The sequence below is a fragment of the Aeromonas sp. 600527 genome (assembly GCF_049175415.1).
Lineage (GTDB): Bacteria > Pseudomonadota > Gammaproteobacteria > Enterobacterales > Aeromonadaceae > Aeromonas > Aeromonas veronii_A.
Map to the genome: position 1 here is coordinate 399,027 of NZ_JAAKVA010000001.1, position 12,141 is coordinate 411,167.

Genomic DNA, 12,141 nt, shown 5'->3' on the forward strand with positions numbered 1-12,141 from the left:
TGGTAAACTGCGATTTTTCTTCCCAGTCGATGAGGTTCACGTGATCGCGCAACGCGCCTTGCTGTACTTTCGTGACTTTATGGTCATCGCCGCCTGCCTGCTGGCAGGCAAATCCGTGGCAGCCATCCTGCCTTTCGCCTTTCCCGGCAGCATCATCGGCATGCTGCTGCTGTTCGTGCTGCTCTCCCTGCAGCTGATCAAGCTGCACTGGGTCGAGCTTGGCGCTGGCCTGCTGCTGCGCCATATGGGCGTTTTGTTCGTGCCGGTCGCGGTCGGACTGGTGGCCTGGCTTGAGCCCCTGCGCCAATCCTTCGGCGTCATCATGCTCTGCATCGTGCTCGGGATCGTGCTGATCCTCGCCACCGTCGGTCGGCTCTACCAGAGGATGAACAAATGATCTTCTGGCTAGCCATTCCCCTGACCCTGGCGCTCTATTTCGCCACCCGCGCCCTCTATCGCCGCCTGCCCTGGCCCATCATCAATCCGGTGCTAGTGCCGACCGCGGTGATCATCGGCCTGCTGCTCTGGTTTGATCTGCCCCTTGAGCAGTACGAGCGCGGCAGCAGCCCCATTACCATGCTGCTGGAGCCCGCCGTAGTGGCGCTGGCGCTGCCGCTCTATCAACAGGCGCGCCAGATCCAGGCCAAGCTCAAGCCCATCCTAATCTGTACCCTCGCCTCCGTCTTGATCTCGGTGTGCACAACCTTGCTGATCGGTCATTTTATGGGCACAGATCCGGCGCTGCTCGCCTCATTGGCCACCAAATCCATCACCACCCCGCTCGCCATGAGCGTCAGCCAGTCCATCGGCGGCATTCCAGCCATCGCGGCCGCCGTGGTGGTGGTGGTGGGGATTGTCGGTGCCCTGATCGGCTACCCGCTGCTCAGATTGCTGAAAGTGACCGATCCGGAAGCCCAAGGGCTCGCCATGGGGGCCTGTGCCCACGCCATCGGCACCGCCACCTCCGCCGAGAAGGGGATAACCCAGGGGGCCTTTGCATCGCTCGCCATGGTGGTGTGCGGGATCCTCACCGCTGCCGTCGCGCCGCTGCTGTTTGCCATCTATCACTGGCTGATCTGATCACCCCATTGACCACCTGTTGACCATTCCGAGGGGCCCGCTGGCCTCTCGGGGTGCGACCTGCCGCACAATTTGCACAAGACAAACGTTTCCATTACCATCCCCCTCCGTTTGCCCATCAGGGCGTGAGCCTGCTCACACATTTACCCGAGCTTGCTCCCTACAATGGCCGCCCAATTGGCCTTTGAGGACACACTATGCATCCCCGTTTTGCCAAGCCATTCGATACCCTCTCTGCCCCGCTCAAAGCAGCCGTGCAGCCCATGCTGGATAGTGCCGACTTCAACGCCCGCTTCACGCCGGAGCAAGTCGCCACCCTGAAAGCCGCCACAGGTCTCGATGATCGCGCCCTGCGCCTCGCCCTGTTGCCGCTGGCTACTGCCTGCTCGGTGGCGCCCATCTCCAAGTTTTATGTCGGTGCCATCGCCTGCGGCCTGAGCGGCACCTGGTACTTCGGTGCCAACATGGAGTTTGCAGGGCAAGGGTTGTTCCACTCGGTTCACGCCGAGCAGTCCGCCATCTCCAACGCCTGGCTGGGTGGCGAGACCGGGATATCTGAAATCACCGTCAACTACACCCCCTGCGGCCACTGCCGTCAGTTCATGAACGAGCTGAGCACCGCCAAGACCCTGAAAGTCTCCCTGCCCGATGACCTGAGCGCCCTGCAATCCTTCCTGCCCCACTCGTTTGGCCCGGCAGATCTCGACATCACGGATGCGCTGATGAGCCCGCAGGATCACGCAGAGCTTGAACTTCAAAGCGAAGACCCGCTGTGGCAAGCCGCACTGGCCGCCGCCCGTCAAAGCTATGCCCCCTATAGCCAGGGCTATGCCGCGGTGGCGCTGCAGTTTGCCGATGGCCGCATCTTCTCTGGCCGCTACGCCGAGAACGCTGCCTTCAACCCCAGCCTGCCGCCGATGCAGATGGCCTGCGCCCATGCGGTGCTTAACGGCGAAGATCTCGCCACCATCCGCCGCGCCGTGCTGCTGGAGAACAAAAACGGCCAGATCAGCCAGCGTGACTCAGCCCAGTCCACCCTCAAGGCGCTGGGCTCGGTCGAGCTGGAGTATCAGGCGGTCTGATCCCGGCTTTGTGTCGATAAACGAAAGCCCCCGCACCTTGGTGCGGGGGCTTTTTACTTGGCCGTTTAACCGAGAGCTGCCCTTGATCTCACGGCTTGGCGCGGTTGATCACCCCGTCTAACCGGTTGCTGATCAGACCGGTTTTAGCCGCGCAGTGAAGTGGCGCAGCAGCGGCGGCTCGTAGTCGAAGGTGAGCCCGCGAATGTCGCTGGCCCGCGCTTTCACCGCGATCAGGCAGTCGGCCACATAGTCCATGTGATCCCGGGTGTAGACCCGGCGCGGAATGGTCAGACGCAACAGCTCGAAGTCCGCCGCCTCCTGCTTGCCAGTGGCGGGATCGCGCCCGAGCAACAGGGAGCCAATCTCCACCCCGCGCACACCCCCTTCCAGATAGAGCTCGCAAGCGAGCGCATGGGCCGGGAACTGCTCGGCCGGAATATGGGGCAGCAGCTTTTTGGCATCCACAAACACCGCATGGCCGCCGGTGGGGGTCTGGATCGGGATACCCGCCTCGGCCAGCCGCTCGCCGAGATAAGCCACTTGACTGATGCGATAGGTGAGATACTCCTCATCCATCCCCTCCCGCAATCCGATGGCGAGCGCCGCCATGTCCCGTCCGGCAAGGCCGCCATAGGTGACAAACCCCTCCATCGCCACGCAGCGCACCTGCACCGCACGGAACAGGTCGAGATCCTCTTTGAAACAGCAAAGTCCGCCGATATTGACCAGCCCGTCCTTCTTGGCCGACATGGTGAAGATGTCCCCCAGCGCAAACATCTGGCGCACTATCTCCTTGATGCTGCACTTCGCATAAGCCGGATCCCGCTCCTTGATAAACCAGGCGTTCTCGGCAAAGCGGGCGGCGTCGATCACCACCGGAATATGGTGACGACGGGCCAGCGCCGAGACTGCCTCCATATTGGCCATGGAGACCGGCTGACCGCCGGCGCTGTTGCAGGTGACCGTGATGATGATGCCGGCCACGTTGTCGGCCCCCAGGGTCTCGATGGTGTCGGTCAGGCGAGGGAGATCAAAATCCCCCTTCCAGGCGTAGGGGGCCGTGGTGTCGAGGGCTTTCGGGGTGAGCAGGTTGATGGCCCGCGCGCCAGCCAACTCCACATGGGCCTTGGTGGTGTCGAAGTGGTAGTTGGAGATAAAGACCGACGCCTTGCCCTTGCAGCGTTTGACCAGCTCGGGGAAGAGGATCTGCTCGGCCCCGCGCCCCTGGTGGGTGGGCATCACATGCTGATAGCCAAAGATCTCGCGCACCGCGCGCTCCAGCTCGACGAAGTTGCGGCTGCCCGCATAGGCTTCGTCCCCCATCATGATGCCGGCCCACTGGCGGTCGGACATGGCACCTGTGCCACTGTCGGTCAGCAGATCGATATAGACATCCTCGGCCAGCAGCAGGAAGGGGTTCCAGCCAGCGGCCTCGAGGGCGGCACGACGCTCGGCGCCAGTGGTCTGTTTGATGGGCTCGACCATCTTGATACGAAACGGCTCGGGTATACGACGCATAAAACACTCCTCACCGGCGCAAGGCCAGTGTGTTTGAAATCGGGATTGGCAAAAAGGCCGGGGCGATCAGGGTCGTCCGGCTGACAAATTCAAACGGCGGGTGCCGCCAATCAGCGGTGAGGAAAGTCGAAGGTGAGAATGGGATCCCGGGTATACCAGTGGGAGAGCAGGCAAGCTGCCCGGGGCGTAGCTGTCATGATTGGCATCACTCCCCTCCATATCGGTTGTAGACAGTCGGTGGCCAACAAGATCCATTGATGGATGCTGCCAACAGGCAGCCTCGCCACGTTAACGGCTGGTTAATTTGCAAACAAGGGGGGCACCGACGGGCTGTGCGCCCGCTCACAAAGTGCGCATCTGCGCGGCAAACTGGCAGTGAGGTTGATCCGTCCACGCCCCCGGTTCGTTATTCTCCCTACCCACACGCCACATCCCCCATCAGCCAAGGCCGGAAACCCTCATGCATCGCAAACCCCATCTGCCCGAGAAGATCTGCCCCGTCTGCCAGCGCCCCTTCAGCTGGCGACGCAAGTGGGCGCGCAGCTGGGAGGAGGTTCGCTACTGCAGCGAGCGCTGTCGCCACGCTCGTCACAGCAGTCAGCAACCCGAGGGGGAGCGAGTCTGATGGAGCTGCGTCTTGTTCTTGGCGATCAGCTGAACGCCGCTCACAGCTGGTTTCGCACCCCGGATCCGGCGATCTGCTACCTGATGGCGGAGCTGCGCCAGGAGACCGACTACTGCCGCCACCATCGCCAGAAGGTGCTGGCCTTCATTGCCGCCATGCGCGCCTTCGCAGCAGCACTCACCCAAGCGGGCCACCGCGTCTGTTACCTGCCCCTAGATGAGAGCGCCCGCTGGCCCGACTTGCCCGGCTTGCTGGAGGCTCAGCTCGAAGCACATCAGGCCAGCAGCTTTGCCTGGCAGAGCCCGGACGAGTGGCGCCTCGCCAGCCAGTTGAAAAGCTGGGCGGCGGGCCTTGCCATCCCTGCCACCGAGGTGGAGAGCGAGCATTTTCTCACCCCCCGCGATGGCTGGCAGCGCTATCCTCACAGCCGGATGGAATTCTTCTACCGCGCCCTGCGCAAGCAATATCAAGTGCTGCTCGATGAGCGCGGCCAACCCCTTGGCGGGCGCTGGAACTTCGATGACGAGAACCGCGCCAAGCTGCCGGAGCGTCAGCCGATCCCGGAACCTCTCACCTTTGCCAACGAGGTGAGCGAGATTGATACCATGCTGACCCGCCACGGGGTCAGCACCATAGGCGAGGCGGATGCCAGCCAACTGCCTTGGCCCATCACAAGACGTCAGAGTCGCGAGCTGCTGGCCCATTTTCTCACCCACTGCCTGCCCCACTTTGGCCGCTATCAGGATGCCCTGAGCGAGCGGGGCTGGAGCCTGTTTCACAGCCGTCTGTCGTTTTCACTCAACAGCAAGATGCTTCATCCGCTTGAGGTGATCCGCGTCGCCGAGACCCACTGGCAGGCCAATCAGGCCACCATCACGTTGGCGCAGGTGGAGGGTTTTATCCGCCAGATCCTCGGCTGGCGCGAGTTTGTCCGTGCCCTTTACTGGGAGAAGATGCCCGACTACCAGCAGACCAATTTTCTCGGGGCCAACCGGCCGCTGCCCGGTTTCTTCTGGAATGGAGAAACCAGGATGGCCTGCGTGCGCCACGCCATTCGCCAGTCTCTGGAGCATGGTTACGCCCACCATATCCAGCGGCTGATGGTGACCGGCAACTTTGCCCTGCTGTCGGGGATCGATCCTGACGAGGTGGATGACTGGTATCTCGGCATCTATGTGGATGCCATCGAGTGGGTGGAGCTGCCCAACACCCGCGGCATGAGCCAGTTTGCCGATGGCGGCCTGATGGGCAGCAAGCCCTACGCCAGCAGCGGCGCCTATCTCGAGCGGATGGGCCACTACTGCAAGGGGTGCCACTATCAGATCAAAGCACGCCACGGCGACGGAAGTTGCCCCTTCAACAGCCTCTACTGGCACTTTCTCTGGCGCAATCGGGACAAACTTGGCGGCAATCCCCGCCTCGCCCTCCCCTATGCCAACTGGGATGGCCAAGCCGCAGCGCAGCAGCAGGCCATTCTGGCCACCGCGGAGCACTACCTGATCAAGCTGGAGCAGTTGTAAGCGGGCCATGTCCCCTGGCACAGTCACACTGACAAGAGCGCAGCGATTTACGCTGGCAATCAGGCTCACCATCGCACCAAACACCAGCTTGTGACTGGCAAGCAGACGGAGATCCCAATCCTGCGTAGAGCGGTTGAATATCCTGTGGCGGCTGATTATGGTGGTGGCCACATCAGGAGATCAGTCAAGGAAAGACGATATGGAGATAGTGGTTCTCGGTGGCGGCGTGATTGGGGTAACCAGCGCCTGGTATCTGGCCAAAGCGGGCCACAAGGTGACCTTGCTCGAGCGACAGGGGGGCGTCGCCCTTGAAACCAGCCATGCCAACGCCGGGCAGATATCCCCGGGCTATGCGGCCCCCTGGGCGGCCCCCGGCATCCCGCTCAAGGCCGCCAAATGGATGCTGCAAAAGCATGCCCCCTTCACCGTGCGCCCCACTGCCGACCCCTTCCAGCTGCGCTGGATGCTCAGAATGCTCGCCAACTGCACCCCGACCGCCTATGCCACCAACAAGGGCCGCATGGTGCGCCTTGCCGAATATAGCCGCGACTGCATGAAGCAGCTGCGCGACGAGCTGAACATCGATTACGAAGGGCGCCAGCTCGGCACCCTGCAGCTGTTTCGCAGCCAATCCCAGCTCGATGCCAGCCAGCGCGATATCGAGGTGCTGGAGGAATACGGCGTCCCCTACCAGTCCCTCGATGCCAGCGGCTGCGAAGCGGCAGAGCCTGCGCTGGCGCGGGTGCGCGGCAAAATCGTTGGCGGCTTGCGTCTGCCCGGCGACGAGACCGGCGACTGCTTCCGCTTCACCAAGGCCCTTGCCCTTGAAGCCGAGAAGCTCGGGGTCAAGTTCGTCTTCAACTGCGACATCGACGAGATTGAGCAAGCCCGCGGCCGCGCCGTGGCGGTGCGGGCCGGCGAGCAGCGCTATCGCGCCGATGCCATCGTCTGTGCGCTGGGCAGCTATGCCACCGGCTTTTTGCGGCCGCTGCTGCGCCCGCTCGGGCTGGAGCTGCCTGTCTATCCGGTCAAGGGCTACTCCCTCACCCTGCCGATGATCAATGCCGAGGCCGCGCCGCGCAGTACCGTGCTCGACGAGACCTACAAGGTGGCCATCACCCGCTTTGACGAGCGGATCCGGGTCGGCGGCATGGCGGAGCTGTCGGGCTACAACCTCGCCTTGAATCCGAGACGCCACGACACGCTGGCAATGGTGGTCGGCGATCTCTTCCCCGCAGGGGGCGATATCAGCAAGGCCGAGTTCTGGACCGGCCTGCGTCCCATGACACCGGATGGCACCCCGCTGGTGGGGCCGAGCCCCATTCCCGGCCTCTGGCTCAATACCGGCCACGGTACCCTGGGCTGGACTATGGCGGCCGGTTCGGGTCAGCTGTTGTGCGATCTGATCAGCGGCAGCGAGCCCGCCATCAGCGATGAGGGGCTCACCTTGGCCCGTTACGGCTAAGCGCCTACGCTGTCAGGCTGTTTCACTCGCCAACTACGCACTCAGACAACAGCAGAGGACGTTCCCAACCGCTTTATTGACAGGCCACCGCCAAAAACGGTGGCCTTTTCGTCTGATGTTGACCTTCTCCCTCCCCGTCTGCCTGAGCGGTGCTCTGGCTGCCGGTTAATGCAGCAAACGGCACAGAATATTGCGCAATTCGACTTGCGCAAGCCGTCACAATCCGTAATGTGGATAGACGCATTTTTCGCAGCGCATATTTTTTAAATGGCCTGTAAACCGCTTGTAAACAGGCGTCGCCAGACAAGGGGTTACGGGTGTCACCGCGAGTTTCTTTAGCAGCAATCCAGGGTAGGACAATATGAAAAAAGTAGGTTTGGTCGGTTGGCGTGGCATGGTGGGATCGGTTCTGATGAGCCGGATGCAGGAAGAGCAGGATTTCGCCCATATTCAACCCACATTCTTCACCACCTCCCAGGCCGGTGAGGCCGCTCCCAACTTCGGCGTCGATGCCGGTACTCTGCAGGACGCCTTCGATATCGAGGCGCTGGCCAGGCAGGATATCATCATCACCGCGCAGGGCGGCGACTACACCAAGGATGTCTATCCGCGCCTGAAAGCCGCTGGCTGGCAGGGTTACTGGATTGACGCAGCCTCCTCCCTGCGGATGGAGAAAGACGCCGTCATCATTCTGGATCCGGTCAACGGCGACGTCATCGAGCAGGCCCTGAACGATGGCATCAAGACCTTCGTTGGCGGCAACTGCACCGTCAGTCTGATGCTGCTGGCCCTCGGCGGCCTGTTCAAGGCCGATCTGGTGGAGTGGGTGAGCGTGGCCACCTATCAGGCTGCCTCCGGTGGCGGTGCCCGCCATATGCGTGAGCTGGTGACCCAGATGGGGATGCTGCGCGACGAAGTGGCGGTCGAGCTGGCGGATCCCGCCTCCGCCATTCTCGACATCGAGCGCAAGATCACCGAGAAGACCCGCTCCGGCACCCTGCCGGTCGACAACTTCGGCGTACCGCTGGCCGGTGGCCTTATCCCCTGGATCGACACCAAGCTCGACAACGGCCAGAGCCGTGAAGAGTGGAAGGGTCAGGCCGAGACCAACAAGATTTTGGGTATCGAGAACGCCGTCATTCCGGTGGATGGTCTCTGTGTGCGGATCGGTGCCCTGCGCTGCCACAGCCAGGCGTTCACCATCAAGCTGAAAAAAGATGTGCCGCTGGCGGAGATCGAAGCGCTGCTGGCTGCCCACAACGACTGGGTGAAAGTGATCCCCAACGATCGCGACATCACCGCCCGCGAGCTGACCCCGGCGGCCGTTACCGGCACCCTCAGCATTCCGGTGGGTCGTCTGCGCAAACTCAATATGGGCCCTGAGTATCTGGCCGCCTTTACCGTGGGTGACCAGCTGCTGTGGGGCGCCGCCGAGCCGCTGCGCCGCATGCTGCGTATCCTGCTGGCGCGCTAATCCGCTCAAGAAGCAGATACAACAAGGGCGGGGAGTCACACTCCCCGCCCTTTTTTATTGCCAGTTTTCGTGCCCTGTTTAGCGGGTCACGGCCTTGTCACTACTTGAGCAGAATGCGCTGGCAGCCGCTGTAGATCTCGGCCCGCCCGGGACGGCAAAAGCCCACCAGCGTCAGCCCGGTCTGCTCGGCCCGCTCGACCGCAAGCTCGGTGGCAGCGGAGATGGCGAGCAGGATCTCGACCCCGGCGCTGGCGCACTTTTGCACCATCTCGAAACTGGCGCGGCTGGTCACCAGAATGGCACCGTCACGGCGGCCCGTGCGGCACAAGTGGCCCACCAGCTTGTCCAGCGCAATATGGCGTCCCACATCCTCGCGGATGGCGAGAATGTTGCCCTCACCATCCAGATGCACCGCCGCATGGGTGGCGCCGGTGCGCTGACCCAGCAACTGGAGCGGGCGCAGCGCGCTCAGCACCTTGTCGATATGCCCTACCGCCAGACGCTGACTATCGGGCAAGCTTGGCTGGGTGCGGATCACCTGATCCAGACTCTCGCTGCCACAGATGCCGCAACCGGTGCGCCCCGCCAAGGTGCGCCGCTTCTCTTTGAGGCGATGGACGCAGCGGTTGGCCAACGTGATATGCAGCTCAATCCCCTGACAGCCGTCAATCTGCTCAATGTCGTGGATATCGAGCAGGCTGTCGATGATCCCCTCGGATAGCGAGAAGCCGATGGCAAAATCCTCCAGATCGGAGGCCGAACACATCATCACGCTGTGGGCGATACCGTTGTAGACCAGCGCCACCGGCGTCTCGGAGGGGAGCGCCATCTCGCTGTCGCAGGTCAAGGTATCGGCGCGGTAGTGCACCACCTCGCGGTGGATGGCGCAGCGGGCCAGTTCGTTCTGTTCGCTCTGCTCGCTAAGCTCGTCACGCACCTCAAGCTCAAGTAGCTCTCTCATGGTGCAACCCCGTCAATGATCTCGGGATCTCTGGCCGAAATGCCGAGCCGCTTCATTTTCGAAAGCAAGGTGGTGCGCTTCATGCCAAGGCGGTTGGCCGCTCCCCGCTCGCCAGCGACGATGCCGTTGCAATCGCGCAGGGCGGCGATGATCGCCTCGCGCTCATCCTCCGGCCCCTCGGCAAAGAGCGGTGTAGCGGGCTCGTCATAGACCAGGGTCTCGATCTTGTGGTAGCCCTTGAGGGGCATCAGCTCCTCCGGCGAGAGGTTGAGCACATGACCGCGGGTCATCACCACGGCGCGCTCGATGACGTTCTCCAGCTCGCGGATATTGCCGTACCAGGGGAGCGATACCAGCATTTTCATCGCATCGGCGGGGATCGAGGTGATGGTGCGGCGCATCCGCTTGGCGATCTTCTTGATAAAGAAATTGACCAAGAGCGGAATGTCCTCGCGCCGCTCGCGCAGCGGCGGCAGCTCGATGGGAAAGACGTTGAGGCGATAGTAGAGATCGCTTCGAAAGCGCTTGTTCTTGACCATGGAGAGCAGATCGCAGTTGGTGGCGGCCACCAGCCGCACATCCACCGCGATGGGGTTGCTGTTGCCGACCCGCTCCAGCTCGTGTTCCTGCAATACCCGCAAGAGTTTGGGCTGCAGATCCAGCGGCATATCCCCCACTTCATCGAGGAACAGGGTCCCCTTGTGGGCCCGCTCGAAGCGGCCGATGCGCTGGGTCAGGGCGCCGGTAAAGGCCCCCTTCTCATGGCCAAACAGATCGCTCTCGATAAGGCCGGTCGGGATGGCGGCGCAGTTCACCTTCACCATCTCGTGATCGTGGCGGGCACTCAGGGCGTGAATGGCCTGGGCGATCAGCTCCTTGCCGGTGCCGGTCTCGCCGAGGATCAGCACGGTGCTGTCGCTCTCGGCAACCAGCCGCACCTTCTCCAGCACGCTCTCCATCACCGCGCTCTGGTAGATGATGTGGGGGAACTCCCCCTGCATCTGGGGCTCGTTGATGCGAATGGTCTTCTCTTTGGCACCGTTGGTGTTGGAGATCTCCTGCTGTGCCTGCACGTTATTCATGGCTATGGCCGTGCGCGCCGCCACCTGCTCCAGCAAGGAGATATTGATATCGGCAAAAAAGTCGGCGTTGGGGTGCGAGAGGATCAACACCCCCAGCAGGTTGCCCCGATAGCGCAGCGGCAAAATGCAGGAGCTGTCGGCCTCGGGCGGCAGGATCTGGGAGGTAAACCGGCAGCGATTGCTGCAGCCGTGACCGTGTTCGCGATAGACAAAAAACGGCTCACTGTGGCCAAGGGCCCCCTGCAGACACTTCTTTTCAAAACAGGAGTGATCGATGATGCCCGGCTGATCGATCTGGTGCTGATTGACCAGATAGCTCTTGAAGCTGTCGGAGGTGGCGTTGTATTCGGCCAGACACAAGCTGCTGATGCCGAAGTGGTGGTGCAGGATGGCAAACAGGCTCTTGGGCAGTTCGGCGATGCGCACCAGCTTGATCACCGCGTTGGTCACATCCACCAGAATTTTGCAGCTGTCGCGCTCAAGGCGCAGGGAGTTGGCCTGCTCCAGGGTGCGCTCCTTGTCGAGCACGTTTTCCAGCGCAATGGCGATAATGGCCGCCAGCTGGGTCAGCTTGGCGAGGGTCTCCATGGTGAAACTGTCGAGCTGGGTGTTGATAAACTCGACCCCGCCAAGGTGGCTGCGGGCGGTGGTGATGGGGAGCTGGCAGTAGGAGCGCAGCCCCCCGTAGACCCCTTCGCGATCCAGCGCCGGGCAGCGATTCTCAAAGCGGGCGGCAGCGAGAATGATGGCCTGTTCCGGGGTCTCTTTGGTCGGACGGGGGGAGAGGTGCAGCTCTGCCTTGGGGCAGACAAGATGCTTTGGGCCGGAATGTCCCATGAAGTAGAAGATGGCCTCCTCGTCCGCACCCATGTTGAGGATCAGGTTGACCCGGGTCACGCCGCCGAAGCTGGCATCTATCTTGTTGAGTTTGTGGATAAAATCATCGAGCGTCACGGCCGACAGGAGAGATTTGGAGAGCAGGAGGAAACCGTCGTCCCAGATGGGAGAGATCTCGTCCAGGGGGATGGCACTCACATTTAGCATTGCGGCCTCACGTTATATCGATTTAGTCACCAGTCAGGCTGTCCATGCCATCGCATCACGACAAGCACTCGTCACCAAAATAAATAGCCGCAGCCCGTAAAAGCGGCTGCCAATAAGAAAAGCGGTGACGAAAATTGTCGCATGTTGCAATTCCAGAGTTGTTATTAACGAACGACAACAAAAAGTAACATCGTTATCGGGGGATATATTGGAATGGCGACTCATCATAGATGAGCTCAAATTTCATTACAATCCGATTTAATATATCTGATGGCCATATTTAACCGGTT

General features: G+C 61.8%; 10 protein-coding genes. 7 read left to right on the plus strand and 3 right to left on the minus strand.

The genetic code is table 11. The annotated features are described in order from the left end of the window. The first annotated feature begins 40 nt into the window (after nucleotides 1–40). The 3 genes from G5154_RS01765 to cdd all read left to right on the plus strand — a co-directional run bounded on the left by G5154_RS01765 (nucleotide 41) and on the right by cdd (nucleotide 2,162). Nucleotides 41–397: a CidA/LrgA family protein gene (locus G5154_RS01765; RefSeq protein WP_421250186.1), complete on the plus strand. Its 357-nt coding sequence runs from the start codon at nucleotides 41–43 to the stop codon at nucleotides 395–397. Further along, entirely contained in the window at nucleotides 394–1,080 is a 687-nt protein-coding gene (locus G5154_RS01770) for an LrgB family protein (protein WP_021230200.1), read from the plus strand. The genes G5154_RS01765 and G5154_RS01770 overlap by 4 nt, the downstream gene beginning before the upstream one ends. A gap of 197 nt (nucleotides 1,081–1,277) precedes the next feature. Beyond that, a complete protein-coding gene (cdd, locus tag G5154_RS01775; protein ID WP_421250187.1) occupies nucleotides 1,278–2,162 on the plus strand; it encodes a cytidine deaminase in 885 nt (294 codons plus the stop codon). A 132-nt stretch (nucleotides 2,163–2,294) separates the two neighbouring features. Here the strand turns inward: cdd and G5154_RS01780 are convergent, their stop codons facing one another. Continuing rightward, nucleotides 2,295–3,680 carry a tryptophanase gene (locus tag G5154_RS01780; protein WP_421250188.1) on the minus strand — a complete coding sequence of 462 codons (1,386 nt, stop codon included), beginning with the start codon at nucleotides 3,678–3,680 and terminating at the stop codon, nucleotides 2,295–2,297. A 460-nt stretch (nucleotides 3,681–4,140) separates the two neighbouring features. Between G5154_RS01780 and G5154_RS01785 the strand changes: the two genes are divergently transcribed. From G5154_RS01785 to asd, 4 genes are all read left to right on the plus strand, one after another. Further along, nucleotides 4,141–4,305 (plus strand): DUF2256 domain-containing protein, encoded by a 165-nt coding sequence (locus tag G5154_RS01785; protein WP_081849283.1) that lies wholly within the window; start codon nucleotides 4,141–4,143, stop codon nucleotides 4,303–4,305. Then, a complete protein-coding gene (locus tag G5154_RS01790) occupies nucleotides 4,305–5,825 on the plus strand; it encodes a cryptochrome/photolyase family protein (RefSeq protein WP_421250189.1) in 1,521 nt (506 codons plus the stop codon). Before G5154_RS01785 ends, G5154_RS01790 begins: the two co-directional genes overlap by 1 nt. Before the next feature lie 157 nt (nucleotides 5,826–5,982). Continuing rightward, nucleotides 5,983–7,290, plus strand: a complete 1,308-nt coding sequence (locus tag G5154_RS01795; protein WP_421250326.1) for a D-amino acid dehydrogenase — start codon at nucleotides 5,983–5,985, stop codon at nucleotides 7,288–7,290. Nucleotides 7,291–7,651: 361 nt separating this feature from the next. Continuing rightward, on the plus strand, nucleotides 7,652–8,764 hold the full coding sequence (gene asd, locus G5154_RS01800) for an aspartate-semialdehyde dehydrogenase (protein WP_040065702.1): 1,113 nt from the start codon (nucleotides 7,652–7,654) through the stop codon (nucleotides 8,762–8,764). A gap of 100 nt (nucleotides 8,765–8,864) precedes the next feature. Here the strand turns inward: asd and fdhD are convergent, their stop codons facing one another. Further along, the gene (gene fdhD / locus G5154_RS01805) at nucleotides 8,865–9,725 is read right to left on the minus strand and encodes a formate dehydrogenase accessory sulfurtransferase FdhD (protein ID WP_421250190.1); all 861 of its coding nucleotides are present in this window, start codon (nucleotides 9,723–9,725) and stop codon (nucleotides 8,865–8,867) included. Next, on the minus strand, nucleotides 9,722–11,851 hold the full coding sequence (locus G5154_RS01810; protein WP_421250191.1) for a sigma 54-interacting transcriptional regulator: 2,130 nt from the start codon (nucleotides 11,849–11,851) through the stop codon (nucleotides 9,722–9,724). Before G5154_RS01810 ends, fdhD begins: the two co-directional genes overlap by 4 nt. Nucleotides 11,852–12,141 lie beyond the last annotated feature (290 nt).